This is a genomic window from Stenotrophomonas sp. T8, from assembly GCF_051853085.1.
Lineage (GTDB): Bacteria > Pseudomonadota > Gammaproteobacteria > Xanthomonadales > Xanthomonadaceae > Stenotrophomonas > Stenotrophomonas sepilia.
This window is the reverse complement of sequence record NZ_CP195329.1, coordinates 783195-797666: the sequence shown is the minus strand read 5'-3', so window position 1 is coordinate 797666 and position 14472 is coordinate 783195. Positions and strand designations below refer to the sequence as shown.

Sequence of the window (14472 nt, the reverse complement as noted above, 5' to 3'; positions counted from 1 at the left end):
CGACTGATCCGGCATGGCGCGAACGGCAGCCGAGCATGGGCTCGGCTCTACATGATAATCAACCCTGGGCGAAGTCCTTCAGGATCTCGCCGACGCCGCTGGGCGAGATCTCGAAGCCCAGCGCGGTGCCGGGGTTGATCACCACGCCGTAGCCGCCGGGCACGCGGCGCAGCACGTCCAGCATCAGCCAGCGGATCTGGTGTTCGGCCTGCTGGTTGTAGATGCCCACCCGCGATGGATCGGTGAACACGGCCACGTGCAGCGTGCCCTGCTTGTCGAACAGCAGCGGGTCGAAACCGCTGCCGTCGGGTGTCACTAGGCTGCCGGTCAGCAGGACCACGTCGGAGGCGACGAAGGCCTCCATGAAGGCGCGGATCGGCACCGCCCCGTCCATCGCCGCCTTCAGCAGGGTTTCGATCGGGGTCTGCGGGGCGAGGTCGGTCATGGCGGTGCGGCACGGCGTGAGGGGTGCCTATTGTGCCGGATGTGGTCCCCCCGGTAGTGCCGGCCGCTGGCCGGCACCTGAAGGGACCATGGATTCATGAGTTGCCGGCCAGCGACCGGCACTACCGCCCCAGGCGCTGGTCCCGTGCCCGCTGGTCAGCCATCGCCTTGTCCAGTTCGGCCTGCAGTGCCGGCTGCTGCACGGTGGCGTCCAGCACATAGACCTTTACCCCATGCGCCGGCACGTTAGTCTTCAGCTGCCGCTCGACCTTCACCGTGCCGCCATCCAGCGCGTCACGCCACGTGCCGGCCTGCAGGTAGCGATCCACCTCGAAGGTGCGCGCCACATCGCCCTTGTTCAGCAGCACCAGCGCCGTCTGCGCCAGATCTTCCTGCTGCAGCACGCGCAGGAACACCGCTTCGTCGCCGTGCAGGCGCTCGTTCACCTGCAAGCCACGCTGCAGTGCCGGGGTCGCTTCACGCAGTTTGGCGATGCGCTGCAGCGGCGCGAAGATCGGGCTCTGCGGCGCAGCGTCCACACTCGGCTGGCCGAAGTAGGCACGGTTGCCTGCGTGCTCGGCGCGGCCACGCATGAAGCCGGTCTCCGAGCCGTAATAGACCACCGGAATGCCGCGCGCGGTGAACAGCCAGTTGTGCGCGTCGATGAAGCCGTTGTCACTGGCCTGCAGGCGCGGCATGTCGTGGTTGTCGTAGAAGCTCATCAGCTCGTACGGATTGGCATACGGGCCACCGCTCAGGTGCAGCGGCTCGGCCAGCGTCTCGAAGCCCTTGCCGGCGGTGCCGAAGGTCTGCTCCAGAGCACCGCGCAACGGGAAGTCGAGCACGCTGACATTGGCGTTGGCCGGCCAGGTGTGCTCGGCAATGGTCGCCGCGTTGTAGTCGAAGGCTTCGCCGAACATGAACATGCCCGGATGCTCGGCGCGGATGCGCTTGACGAATTCATGCCACCACGGGTGCGGCAGCCAGCCGATGGTGTCGATGCGCAATGCGTCCACGCCCTGCGCGGTCCACTGCAGGTAAGCGCCGACCAGGTAATCCATCACCGCCGGATTGTCCTGGTTGAAGTCGGACAGCTCGGCCAGGTTGCCGTCGAAGATCGAGCCGTCCTTGCTGTCGACCGGACCGATGTTGTTGTAGAACGCGTGCAGCGGGTTGTGCTCCGGGTCCAGCTTCTGCGGCGGCAGGTTCTGGTGGTCGGCGATCAACTTTCCATCCTTGTCGAAGATCTGACCGAACTGCGGTTGCCGTGTCGGCATGGTCCAGGCCGGCGAACCGTGGTTGCCTACGATGTCCAGCACCACCTTCAGGCCGGCACCGTGCAGGCCCTTGGTCAGTCCGGCGAAGTCCAGGTCCCTGCTGGGCAGGTGCTCATCGAGTCTGTAGAAGTTGATGCCCCAGTAGCCGTGGTAGCCGGTCTTGCCGCGGTCGGTCAGCGTGCTGGTGCAGCTGATCGGCTTGCTGCCGGTGAAAGCTTGGTCGGGGTTGTCGATGATCGGCGTGATCCACACCGCGCCGAAACCCAGGTTGCGGATGTACTGCGCATTGTCGAGCACGCCACGGAAGTCGCCGCCGAGGTAGCCAATGTTGCCGTCCACCTTGTCCGGGCATGGCACCGGGATGTCGAAGGTGCGGTGCGCGCCACCCTGGTCGCGATGGTCATTGGATGGATCACCGTTGACGAAGCGGTCGGTGACCACGAAGTACACCGCATCGCTGGCGAACGGTTCGGTGGTGCCGACGTAGTCCGGGCGCGGCGTGGCCACGGCCTGGCCGGCGAACAGGGCAAGGGAAACGGCAACAGCCAGGACACCACGCATCACACCACCTCCGGACGGGACGGAACCCGCAGCACGCACAGGCCGGCGACGAACAGGCTGCAGCCGCCCAGCACCAGCACATGCATCGGCTGGCCACCCAGCCATGCGCGCAGGGCAAAGCCAAGCGCACTGGCCGCCACCAGCTGCGGGATCACGATGAAGAAATTGAAGATGCCCATGTACACACCCATCTTCGACGCAGGCACGCTGTCGGACAGCAGTGCATACGGCAACGACAGGATCGATGCCCAGGCAAAACCCACACCCACCATCGACAGCAGCAGCCAGTGCGGGTCGCGGATGAACATCAGCGAGACCAGGCCGGCAGCGCCCAGCCACAGGTTGACCAGGTGGCTCCAGCGCAGGCCGATCGCACGCACCATCGGTGGAATCAGCACCGCCGCCAACGCAGCGAAGCCGTTGTAGGCGCCAAACAGCACGCCAACCCAGTTGGCACCTTCGTTGTAGGCCGCCGACTGTGGATCGGTCGAACCGAAGTGGGTACCGGCCACCGCAGCAGTGGTGTAGATCCACATGGCGAAAAGCGCGAACCATGAGAAGAACTGCACCCACGCCAGGCGGCGCATGGTCACCGGCATCGCGCGCAGGTCGCCGACGATGGCGGCCAGCATATGCGTGGCCGGCAACACGCGCGCGGCCGCCAGCAGCAGGCCGTAGCCGGCGCACAGGCCTGCCAGCACGTACAGCATCCTGTCGCCTTGCCGCCAGGTGATCAGCAGCGCCAACAGCACACCCAGCCCTAGCCACAGGGCCACCCGCGTCCATGGCGCCGGGCCGTCGATCACCGCTCCCGCATGATGCGCCGGCGGCTCGGCATCATCGAAGGCAGCCAGTTCTGCTGGTGAATATTCGCGGGTGCTGACCACCGTCCAGGTGATTGCCGCCAGCAGCACCGCCGCGCCGAAGTAGAACGCATAGCGCACGGTGTCCGGCACCTCACCGGCGGCGGCCGTATTGGCAACGCCGAAATGGGCCAGGATGAACGGCAGGAAGCTGGCGACGATGGCGCCCACACCGATGAAGAAGCTCTGCATCGCATAGCCGGCCGGACGCTGGCGTGGCGCCAGCTGGTCGCCGACGAAGGCTCGGAACGGCTCCATCGATACGTTGATCGAGGCATCGAGCACCCACAGCGTGCCGGCCGCGATCCACAGCGTCGGTGAATTCGGCATCACCAGCAGGGCCAGCGTGGTCAGCACCGCACCGATCATGAAGAACGGACGGCGCCGCCCCCAGCGCGTCCAGGTGCGATCGGACAGGTAACCGATCACCGGCTGCACCAGCAGGCCGGTCAGCGGCGCGGCGATCCACAGCCCCGGTACCGCGTCGATGTCCGCGCCCAGCGTCTCGAAAATGCGGCTGGCGTTGGCATTCTGCAGGGCGAAGCCGAACTGGATGCCGAGAAAACCGAAACACATGTTCCAGATCTGCCAGAACGACAGCTGGGGTTTGGCGGGGCGATTCATCGCGCGCCCTCTACGGCCACGGGCGCCACCGTCAGCGCCTGCACCTGCGCCTGGTTGAGCACGCCGTCGCGCCCGCCCTTGCCCCCGGTGTAGTGCGCGAAGTGCTGCAGTGTGCTCATGTTGAAGCCCTCTTCAAGCGTGACCGCGCATCGGCCCTTCGGCACCGGAAACGTCGCCGAGGTCGAGTCCTGCACGGCCACGCTGTGCGGCAGGGTGACGGTGTGCCGCTGCAACGGCTGGCCCGGGCACTGCAGCACCAGCTGCTTCACCGCGGCGGTCACGCCCGTGTTGATCGGCCCATTCGCGTTGCTGTACTGCAGGCGCAGGCGCACCTGCCCCGCCTTGGCCGAGGTGAACTGCCAGCGCTCGGCACCCTTCAATCGCTGCTGCGGACCGACGCAGACCATCGGACTGTGCAGCGATTCCAATGCGCCGTCGCGCCGGGTCAGGCTCAGGCAATGCTGCAGGCCATCGTCACCGATGCGTGCCAGGCCATTGCTGGCGGTGAGCGCCCGGCCGTCCTGCCACAGCACCTGGCCGGCAGCGACCTCGACATTCCAGCCCCTGCCCTCGCGTCGCGCCTGCGGTGCGGCCGGCGTGGCCGGTGCGCGCGCATTGGCGTCGGCCGTCGTCGCCACGCTGCGCGGTGCCGCTGCGGTGGCCACCAGCTGCACGGTGGTGGTGGCACCACGCGTCTTTACCTCGCCCGCCACCAGCAGGCCATCACCCACCTGCTTCGGTCGCTCCAGCACATAGCGCTTGCCATCGGCCTCCAGGGAGATGCGGCGCTGCTTGCCGAACAGTTCGGGGACCAGCGCGGCTGGCAGCTTGGGCTGCACGCGGCCATCGTCCTGCACGCCGAACACGCCCTCGACCACCATCGACAGATATCCAGCCACCGACCACAGCTGGCGCTCCGAATTGACCACCGGCCCGCTGAGCGCGCCTTCATCCACATGGACGGCCTGGGTGACCAGTTCGTAGTTCTCCATGTTGGAGCCGGCCAGCGCGGCACCGCGCATCAGCGAGCGGATCTCGGCGGCGATGCGCGGCGCATCGTCCAGCTGCCGCGCCGCACGCAGCGAGTAGGCACTGACGAACGGCCAGATCGCCCGGTTGTGATAGATCGGCTGTTGTGCTTCCTGCGGCCAGACCACCGGGCTGCCAGCCGGGCCCATCGGATACGCCGCCAGCGCACGCCGCGCGCGCTCGGGCGGCAGCACCTCGGCGAGGATGCCCAGCGAGAGGCCGAGCAGATCGACCTTGGCGTACGGTACCGGGTGCGCGGCTTCGCCGATGTAGCTCATGTACTGGCCGATATCCTCGCGCCAGAAGCGCGCATCGATCTGCTGCGCCAATGCATCGGCCCAGGCCTTGTAGTCGGCCGCGCGGGCATCGCCGTGCTGCCCGGCCAGGCGTTCGGCCAGGCGCAGTGCCTGGTAGTGCAGCACGTTGGTGGACAGTGCGTAGGAATCACCGATGAAACGCACATCCTCGCGGGTCCAGTCTGGATAGGTCTGCTCGCGCCAGTCCAGGAAGGAGGTCTCGCCGCGGTACAGGCCCATCTGCACGTCGAACACCATCGCGCGGTCCTGCGCCAGCGTGGCCTGCAGCGCCTGCCAGACCTGGTCGGCAAACGCGCGATCCTGCAGCAGGTGACGCGCGGCCAGGAACCACACCACGCGGTCGCTGCTGATCGGCCAGCTGCCGCCGGAGCCGGTGTCCTGCGCAACGAACAGGCCGGGCGTATGGCCATCGCGCGCCGCCGACAGCTTGAACTGCAGCGACTGCCGGGTGCGCTTCGGGTCCAGGCGTGCGAGCGCCAGATCGGCGGCAAAGCTGACATCGCGCGTCCACACATAGGGCCAGCGCGCGCCGGTCTGGAAGCACTCGCAGGGCACCGGCCGGCCTTCGTCGAAGGCGGGATCACGGATCGCATCCACGCGGTCCTGGTCCATCTCCTGCTGGGCCAGTGCGAACAGGGCATCGAACATCACGCTGCCGGTCTGGCAGCGCATCGGCATCGGCGCGATGCGCACCTCGCGCTTCGGCGCATGCAGCACGAAGCTGCCCTTGGCAGCGGCTTCGGCGCGCGCATGGCGGCCGTCGAATTGCAGGTCGGCCGCCTGCGCGGTCGTCCCCAGCGCTGCCCCCAGGGCAGCGGTCAGGCAAATGATCTTCAGCATCGAAGCGGCGGACCGGCTCGCGCCCGTCGGCCTCCCTCCCTCTCTGCACGCGTTGTAGGTCCGCACCGTCGTTGCCGGCGGGCGGGCGCGGCCCCTCCCTCAAGGTGCCCTGGCGCCATGGTAGACGCGGGGCTGTCGGCTGCGTCCAGTTGCATACGTATTCATGGCGTCGCGCGGTAGCGCACCCGACGCGCTGGCTTATGGTCTGGGTCTGCCAACGGCGCCTTGGGAGGGGAATTGCCGATGTCACCCACTGCTGTACGCGCGGTATTCGCGCACATGCTGGGCCTGGCCCTGATCGGATGGGCCACGCTGGTACAGGCCGCGCCCCAGGTGGCCAGCGTCGAATCGCCGGGCAAGGTGTTGAAGGTCAGCCTGGTGCTGGACGGCGGCACGGCCCGCTATCGGGTCGAGCGCCTGGGCGACACTGTGGTGGAGGATTCGAAGCTCGGCTTCGCCCTGCGCGACGGTCGCCTGGACCGCGATTTCACTCTGCTGGGCCAGCAGCGGCGCAGCGTCGATGACACCTGGGACCAGCCGTGGGGCGAACGCCGGCTCACCCGCAACCATTTCAACGAGCTGATCGTGCAGCTGGCCGAAACCACCGGCAGCAAGCGCCGGCTGGATATAGTGTTCCGCGTCTACGACGATGGCCTTGGCTTCCGCTACGTATTCCCCGAACAGCCGAATCTGCACGAGGCCATCATCGATGACGAGCTGACCGAGTTCGCCATCGCACAGGACTCCACCGCCTGGTGGATCCCCGCCGGCGAGCCGATCCACTACGAGTACCTGTACCAGCGCACCCCGCTGCGCGAAGTACCGCTGGTGCATACGCCGATGACCCTGCGCAGCCGCGATGGCCTGCACGTGGCGATCCACGAGGCTGCGCTGGTGGACTACGCCGGCATGTGGCTGCGCCGCAGCGAGGGCCAGCGCCTGCGCGCGCAGCTGTCGCCCTCGGCTGAAGGCTGGAAGGTGCGCCGCACCCTGCCCTTCGCCACGCCGTGGCGCACGCTGCAGATCGCCGACCGTGCCGGCGGCCTGGTCGAATCGGACCTGATCCTCAACCTCAACGAACCCAACGCACTGGGTGATGTGAGCTGGGTGAAGCCAGCCAAGTACCTGGGCGTGTGGTGGTCGATGCACCTGGACAACGAGAGCTGGGCGACCGGGCCGAAGCACGCGGCCACCACCGCCAAGACGAAAAAAGTCATCGACTTCGCCGCGGCGCACGGCTTCCGCGGCGTGCTGGTGGAGGGCTGGAACCCAGGCTGGGACGGCATGTGGGTGGGCAATGGCTACGACTTCGATTTCACCCGCGCCACGCCCGATTTCGACATCGAAGCGCTGTCGGCGTATGGCCTGAAGAAAGGCGTGCACCTGATCGGCCACCATGAAACCGGCTGCGCCATCGAACATTACGAGGCCCAGCTGGACGCCGCGCTGGACCTGTACGCACGGCTGGGCGTGGACCAGTTCAAGACCGGCTACGTCTGCGACGACGGCCAGGTCGACCGCCGCAATCCCACGGGGGGCCCACTGTGGCGCGAGTGGCATGACGGGCAGTTCATGGCCCGCCACCATCTGAAGGTGGTGCAGGAAGCCGCGCGCCGGCACCTGTCGGTGAACCCGCATGAGCCGATCAAGGACACCGGCCTGCGCCGCACCTATCCCAACTGGATCTCGCGCGAAGGCGCACGCGGCATGGAGTACAACGCCTGGGGCCAGCCACCGAACCCGCCGGAGCACGAGGTCAACCTGGTGTTCACCCGCATGCTGGCCGGGCCGATGGACTACACCCCCGGCATCCTCAGCCTGAAGGGCCGCCACGGCCAGGCCATCCCCAGTACGTTGGCCCGCCAACTGGCGCTGTACGTGGTGCTGTACAGCCCGATCCAGATGGCCGCCGACCTGCCCGAACACTACCTGCAGCATCGCGAGGCGTTCCGTTTCATCGAGGGCGTGGCGGTGGACTGGGAGCAGAGCCGCGTGCTCGATGGCGAAGTGGGTGACTACGTGACGATCGTGCGCCGCGACCGCAACAGCCGCGACTGGTTCCTCGGCAGCATCACCGATGAACACGGCCGCGTGCTGCCGGTGTCACTGGGCTTCCTGGAACCTGGCGTGCGCTACCGCGCCGAGATCTACCGTGATGGTGAAGGCGCAGATTTCCGCAGCAACCCGTTCGCGTTCGTTCGCGAAACCCGCGAAGTGACCAGCGCCGATGCACTGACGCTGGTGCTGGCACCCGGCGGTGGCCAGGCCATTCGCTTCACGCCGATCCGCTGAACGTTTTCCTGCCTGCGCCCCCGTAGCGCCCGAGCCCACGCTCGGGCGGCGGTGCGTAGCACCGAAATGCAGCCGAGCATGGGCTCGGCTCTACAGAACGAGACACTTGAAAGCGATTACATCCCTGCAGACGCCATTGAATACGTATGCAGGGTGATTCCCGCGAAGAACGCGCTGCCTACCATAGCGGCGACGACAGCGGCCACCGCGTCGCACGTTCACGGCCCCGCCGGAACGCTCACAAATCGATCTGCAACATTGCCTGGGAGGGGAAAATGTTGAACCACAAGCGCAGCGCGCTGAGCATCGCGCTGGCCGTTGTCCTGGCGCCGACACTGGCGTCGGCACAGTCCACGCAGAACACCACCACACCGGCCGGCACCGCCGCCACCAACCTCGATACGGTGCAGGTCACCGGCATCCGCCGCGGCATCGAGAGCGCGATCGCGGTCAAGCAGGACGCCACCTCGGTGGTCGAAGCGATCTCCGCCGAAGACATCGGCAAGCTGCCCGACGTCAGCATCGCCGAGTCCATTTCGCGCCTGCCCGGCCTGGCCGCCCAGCGCGTGGCGGGCCGCGCGCAGGTGATCAGCGTCCGCGGCCTGTCGCCGGACTTCGCCACCACCCTGCTCAATGGCCGCGAAGTGGTCAGCACTGGCGACAACCGTGGCGTCGAGTTCGACCAGTACCCGTCCGAACTGGTCAACGGCGTGACCGTGTACAAGACCCCTGACGCGGCACTGGTCGGCCAGGGCCTGTCGGGCACCATCGACATGCAGACCGCGCGCCCGCTCAGCTTCGGCGAGCGCGTGATCGCGGTCAGTGGCCGCTACCAGAAGAGCTCGCTGGGCCGCGCCGCCAACACCGATCCGTACGGCAACCGCTTCAGCGCCAGCTACATCGACCAGTTCCTGGACAAGACCCTGGGCATCGCCATCGGCTATGCGCACAGCGACATGCCGATCCAGGAGAACCAGGTCGGCCTGTACGAACCGTGGACCACCGAGCACACCGACAAGGGCGACCGTCCGGGCGTGGGTGCCGGCACCTACTTCTCCGATGGCATCAAGGCGCTGCGCCGCACCGGCAACAACAAGCGCGACGGCGTGATGGCCACGATCCAGTTCCGGCCGAACAACAGCTGGACCAGCACCTTCGATGCGTTCCACACCGAAGCCGAGCAGATCGACACCGCCAACCAGTTCGAGCTGAACCTCAGCAACTACAACGGCAACTACACCCCGGGCCTGCTGGTCAGCAACCCGCAGGTCAACGCCAATGGTTCGTTCACTGGCGGCACCGCCAGCGGCGTGTACCCGCTGGTACGCGGCATGTACAACAAGCGCAAGGACAAGATCGACGCGTTCGGCTGGAACAACGAGTTCAACTTCAGTGGCGTCAAGCTGGTCGCCGACCTGAACTACTCCAAGGCCACGCGCGACGAGCTGAACCTGGAAAACAACCTGCAGCTGACGCCGATGCCGCAGCTGGATACGGTCGGCGTGTCGATCCGCCAGGACGGCTTCTCGCAGATCAGCCCGGGCCTGAACTACTCCAACCCGGATGCGTTGTTCCTGACCAACACCATCTATGGTTCCGGCTACGGCAAGGTGCCGAAGGTGGAAGACCGCCTGAAGGGTGGCAAGCTGGCCGCCACCATCGCCCTGCCCGACGCCGTCGCGTCGTGGGCGCCGGACATCGACATCGGCGTGAACTACGCCGACCGCCGCAAGGTGAAGACCCAGTCCGAAGGCAACATCCTGCTGGGTGCGCAGGGCGACGCCAACATCGCCTCGGACCTGCAGTACCGCCCGGTCAACCTGGGCTTCGCCGGCCTCGGCACCATCCCGGCCTGGAACGTACCGGCCGCGGTGGGCCGCTACATGACCTTCAACCCGGTCGACAACCTGGACTACCTGATTCCCAAGTCGTGGACGGTACAGGAGAAGATCACCACCGCCTGGGCGCGCCTGAACATCAACGCCGACATCGGCGACGTCGGCGTGCGCGGCAACATCGGCGTGCAGATGCAGCACACCGACCAGAGTTCGGATTCGCGCTACTGGGACAGCTCGCAGTCGGCCGGCAACAACGTGCAGCCGTACTCGAACGGCCGCACCTACAACGATTGGCTGCCGAGCCTGAACCTGGCCTTCCTGTTCCCGCACCAGCAGACGCTGCGCTTCGCCGCTGCAAAGCAGGTCGCACGCCCGCGCGTGGACCAGATGCGCGCCGGCCTGGAGTTCGGCGTGGACACCGGCACCGGCCGCCCCGGCGGCAGCGGCGGCAATCCGCTGTTGGACCCGTGGCGTGCCACCGCGCTGGACCTGTCCTACGAGAAGTACTTTGGCGAGAAGGCCTACGTGGCCGCCGCGATCTTCTACAAGGACCTGAAGAGCTACGTCTACACCCAATCGGTCGACAACTACGACTTCACCGCGCTGCTGGGCAGCTACGTGCCGCCGCCGGGCATGACGGCACCGGTGCTGACCACCGGCACCTTCTCCGCCCCGCAGAACGGCAAGGGCGGCACGCTGAAGGGCCTGGAACTGACCGCATCGTTCCCGCTGGAGATGCTGACCGACAGCCTGCGTGGCTTCGGCGTGCAGGCCAGCGCGACCTTCAACAAGAGCGACATCACCATCCTGGACCCGGAGAGCGCCTCCAGCGTTGGCAGTGATCCGATCAGCCTGCCGGGCCTGTCCAAGCGCGTGTACAACTTCACCGCCTATTACGAGCGCAGCGGCTTTGAAGCACGCGTCAGCCAGCGCCGCCGTTCGGACTTCATCGGCGAGATCGGCAACTTCAACGGCAACCGCAGCCTGCGCTACGTGGTCGGCGAGAACGTGACCGATGCGCAGATCAGCTACACCTTCAGCGACAGCAGTGCCCTGCGTGGCCTGACCCTGCTTCTGCAGGGCAGCAACCTGACCAACGAGCCGTACCGCACCTACGCCGGCAGCAAGGACCGCCCGCTGGAGTACATCGAGTGGGGCCGCACATACATGCTGGGCGTGAACTACAAGTTCTGATCACGGCCGGGTCGTGCCGGCCGCTGGCTGGCACCCCGAACCCGGTAGCGCCGGCCGCTGGCCGGCAACACAAAGGGAGCAGGACCGGAAACCCGCTGCGCAGGCAGCGGGTTTTCTTATGCGCGGATGCCAGCACGTGATCGGCAAGGCCCATGCAGCGACGTTCCAACCCGTAGATCCACGCCATGCGTGGATGCCGTTCTCTGGAATCCCACCCACAAAAAAGGGACGGGGCGCTTCGGCCCCGTCCCCGCAAGTACCGCCACCGGAGAAAACGGTCAGCTGCGTCGGGCGCAATACACCGCGCGCGGCGGCAGCTGGAGTTCGTTGCCCTGCACCGTGCCCGCATCCGGGCCCGGTACCGCCACCTGCTGCCAGTTGCCCGGCGGCAGCGGATGGGTCACCGCCTCGGCCGACAGGTTGAAGGCCAGCAGGAGGGTTTCATCTGCAAGCATACGCTCGAACAGCAGCACAGGCTCGGCGCTTTCAAGGAATCTGATGCTGCCATGCAGAAGCGCCGGCTGGGTATGCCGCCAGGCCAGGAACGCGCGGAACGCCGCCAGCACCGAGTGCGGGTCGCGTTCCTGCACGGCCACCGCCGCCGCCCGGTGCTCGGCCGGAATCGGCAGCCAGGGCTGGCCGCTGGTGAAACCTGCTAACGGCGCATCGGTCCATGGCAGCGGGGTGCGGCAGCCATCACGGCCCTTGAAGTTCGGCCAGAAGGTGATGCCGTAGGGGTCCTGCAGTGCCTCGAACGGTACCTCGGCCTCGGCCAGGCCCAGCTCCTCGCCCTGGTACAGGCAGACCGAGCCGCGCAGCGAGCACAGCATCGCCACCAGCATCCGCGCCAGGCGCGGATCGGCCGGGTGGCCGCCCCAGCGGCTGACCGCCCGCTCCACGTCGTGATTGGACACCGCCCAGCACGGCCAGCCTTCGGTCATCGCCGCTTCCAGCCGCGAGACCGTGTCGCGGATATAGGCCGCGCTGTAGTCATCCACCAGCAGCTCGAAGCTGTAACCCATGTGCAGGCGGCCATCGCGGGTGTACTCGGCGGTGGTCGCCAGCGAATCCTCCGAAGAGATCTCGCCCAGGCTGACCGCGCCCGGGTACTGATCCAGCAGCGCGCGCAGGCGCTCCAGGAACGGCAGGTTCTCCGGCTGGGTGTTGTTGTAGTAGTGGTACTGGTAGGCGTACGGGTTGTCCGGGCTGAAGCCGCGCCCCACCCGCTTCTCCGCCGGCTTGGGCGGGTTGTCACGCAGCTGCGCATCGTGGAAGCAGAAGTTGATCGCATCCAGGCGGAAGCCATCCACGCCGCGATCGAGCCAGAAACGGACATTGTCCAGGGTGGCCTGCTGCACGTCCGGGTGGTGGAAGTTCAGGTCCGGCTGGTCGACCAGGAAGTTGTGCAGGTAGTACTGCTCACGGCGCGGCTCCCACTGCCAGGCGCCGCCACCGAACAGCGACAGCCAGTTGTTCGGCGGGGTGCCGTCCTCGCGCGGGTCGGCCCACACGTACCAGTCGGCCTTCGGATTGCTGCGGTCCTGGCGGCTCTCGCGGAACCAGGCGTGCTCGATCGAAGTATGGCTCAACACCTGGTCGATCATCACCTTCAGGCCCAGGCCATGGGCCTTGGCCAGCAGGCGGTCGAAGTCGTCCAGGCTGCCGAACAGCGGGTCGACGTCGCGGTAGTCGGCGATGTCGTAGCCGAAGTCGGCCATGGGGGACTTGAAGAACGGCGAGATCCAGATCGCATCCACGCCCAGCGCGGCAATGTGGTCCAGGCGCTCGATGATGCCCGGCAGGTCGCCCACCCCATCGCCGTTGGCATCGAGGAAACTGCGCGGGTAGATCTGGTAGATGACGGCTCCGCGCCACCATGGATAGTGCGACATCGACAGCCCCCCTCCGGGCATGCGGGACCCGCCGGCAGCGGGCCGAAATCCTGATCCGGCAAGCTTAGCGGTGGCCTCGCGGGCATGGCGCAACCTGCATACGTATTCACGCGAAGGGCCGCGCAGGCCGGGCTGGAATTGCCGCTCGGGCCCGTTTGCGCCCGAATTCACGGCCAGCGCCTATAATCGATGGTGAGCCTGAAAGCCTGATCGCATGACCATCACCGAAGACACCCGTCCCGCCCTGGGCCTGCCCCAGATCCAGTCGCTTGCCGCGGCCGACATGGCCGCCGTCGACGCCCTGATCCGGCGCCGGCTGTCCTCGGACGTCGTGCTGATCAACCAGATCGCCGACCACATCATTTCCGCCGGCGGCAAGCGCCTGCGCCCGATGCTGGTGATGCTGGCCGGCCACGCGGTCGGCCACGCCGGCCCGGAGCACCACCAGCTGGCGGCGATCATCGAGTTCATCCACACCTCTACCCTGCTGCACGACGACGTGGTGGACGAGTCCAGCCTGCGGCGTGGCCGCAGCACCGCCAACGCGCTGTGGGGCAACGCGCCCAGCGTGCTGGTGGGCGACTTCCTGTACTCGCGCAGCTTCCAGCTGATGGTCGAGCTGGAGCGCATGCCGGTGATGCAGATCCTGGCCGATGCCACCAACCGCATCGCCGAGGGTGAAGTGCTGCAGCTGCTGCACGTGCACAACCCGGATACCGACGAAGCCGCCTACCTGCGCGTGATCGAGCGCAAGACCGCGGTGCTGTTCGCCGCCGGTACCCGCCTGGGCGCGCTGGCCAGCGGCGTGGATGAAGCCACCCAGCAGGCCCTGTTCGACTACGGCATGCACCTGGGTTACGCATTCCAGATCGCCGACGACGTGCTGGACTACTCGGCCAACGCCGAGGAGCTGGGCAAGAACCTGGGCGACGACCTCGCCGAGGGCAAGGCCACGTTGCCGCTGATCCACGCGATGGCCCACTCCGATGACGCTACCCGCGAGCGCCTGCGCACCATCGTGCAGGACGGCGACGCCTCGGCAATGCCGGAAGTGCTGGCCGCGATCCGCGCCACCGGCGGCCTGGAGTACAGCCGCCGCCGTGCCGAAGAGTACGCCGAAGCCGCCGAGCGTGCCCTGGATGGCCTGGCCGACAACGATGCCGTGGCCGCCCTGCGTGGCCTGGCCCGCTACGCGGTGCAGCGCTCGCATTGATGGGTTGAGGTGTGCCGACCAACGGTCGGCACCCACCCACCGGCATTCCGGTGGGTGCCGACCGTTGGTCGGCACGGAAACGCTCGCA

General features: G+C 67.2%; 8 protein-coding genes. 3 read left to right on the top strand and 5 right to left on the bottom strand.

The genetic code is table 11. The annotated features are described in order from the left end of the window. Positions 1–58 precede the first annotated feature (58 nt). From ACSDHM_RS03775 to ACSDHM_RS03760, 4 genes are all read right to left on the bottom strand, one after another. A complete protein-coding gene (locus tag ACSDHM_RS03775; RefSeq protein WP_111201189.1) occupies positions 59–445 on the bottom strand; it encodes an SseB family protein in 387 nt (128 codons plus the stop codon). Positions 446–566: 121 nt separating this feature from the next. Then, positions 567–2282 carry an alpha-amylase family glycosyl hydrolase gene (locus ACSDHM_RS03770; RefSeq protein ID WP_072168642.1) on the bottom strand — a complete coding sequence of 572 codons (1716 nt, stop codon included), beginning with the start codon at positions 2280–2282 and terminating at the stop codon, positions 567–569. Then, on the bottom strand, positions 2282–3769 hold the full coding sequence (locus ACSDHM_RS03765; RefSeq protein WP_439426670.1) for an MFS transporter: 1488 nt from the start codon (positions 3767–3769) through the stop codon (positions 2282–2284). The genes ACSDHM_RS03770 and ACSDHM_RS03765 overlap by 1 nt, the downstream gene beginning before the upstream one ends. Next, positions 3766–5955, bottom strand: coding sequence for a Six-hairpin glycosidase-like protein (locus tag ACSDHM_RS03760; protein WP_439426669.1), 2190 nt, complete (start codon positions 5953–5955; stop codon positions 3766–3768). The genes ACSDHM_RS03765 and ACSDHM_RS03760 overlap by 4 nt, the downstream gene beginning before the upstream one ends. A 237-nt stretch (positions 5956–6192) precedes the next feature. Here ACSDHM_RS03760 and ACSDHM_RS03755 point away from each other — a divergent pair, with 237 nt between their 5' ends. Continuing rightward, positions 6193–8247 (top strand): glycoside hydrolase family 97 protein, encoded by a 2055-nt coding sequence (locus tag ACSDHM_RS03755; protein WP_439426668.1) that lies wholly within the window; start codon positions 6193–6195, stop codon positions 8245–8247. A 275-nt stretch (positions 8248–8522) separates the two neighbouring features. Next, entirely contained in the window at positions 8523–11279 is a 2757-nt protein-coding gene (locus ACSDHM_RS03750; RefSeq protein WP_334271301.1) for a TonB-dependent receptor, read from the top strand. Positions 11280–11557: 278 nt separating this feature from the next. Here the strand turns inward: ACSDHM_RS03750 and ACSDHM_RS03745 are convergent, their stop codons facing one another. Then, positions 11558–13171, bottom strand: a complete 1614-nt coding sequence (locus ACSDHM_RS03745; RefSeq protein WP_111007895.1) for an alpha-glucosidase family protein — start codon at positions 13169–13171, stop codon at positions 11558–11560. A gap of 214 nt (positions 13172–13385) precedes the next feature. Here ACSDHM_RS03745 and ACSDHM_RS03740 point away from each other — a divergent pair, with 214 nt between their 5' ends. Continuing rightward, positions 13386–14384 (top strand): polyprenyl synthetase family protein, encoded by a 999-nt coding sequence (locus ACSDHM_RS03740; RefSeq protein WP_111007894.1) that lies wholly within the window; start codon positions 13386–13388, stop codon positions 14382–14384. Positions 14385–14472 lie beyond the last annotated feature (88 nt).

Coding starts and splice junctions, on each gene's coding strand:
- ACSDHM_RS03775 (WP_111201189.1), bottom strand. CDS start 445: ATGACCGACCTCGCCCCGCAGACCCCGATCGAAACCCTGCTGAAGGCG.
- ACSDHM_RS03765 (WP_439426670.1), bottom strand. CDS start 3,769: ATGAATCGCCCCGCCAAACCCCAGCTGTCGTTCTGGCAGATCTGGAAC.
- ACSDHM_RS03745 (WP_111007895.1), bottom strand. CDS start 13,171: ATGTCGCACTATCCATGGTGGCGCGGAGCCGTCATCTACCAGATCTAC.
- ACSDHM_RS03740 (WP_111007894.1), top strand. CDS start 13,386: ATGACCATCACCGAAGACACCCGTCCCGCCCTGGGCCTGCCCCAGATC.
- ACSDHM_RS03770 (WP_072168642.1), bottom strand. CDS start 2,282: ATGCGTGGTGTCCTGGCTGTTGCCGTTTCCCTTGCCCTGTTCGCCGGC.
- ACSDHM_RS03750 (WP_334271301.1), top strand. CDS start 8,523: ATGTTGAACCACAAGCGCAGCGCGCTGAGCATCGCGCTGGCCGTTGTC.
- ACSDHM_RS03760 (WP_439426669.1), bottom strand. CDS start 5,955: ATGCTGAAGATCATTTGCCTGACCGCTGCCCTGGGGGCAGCGCTGGGG.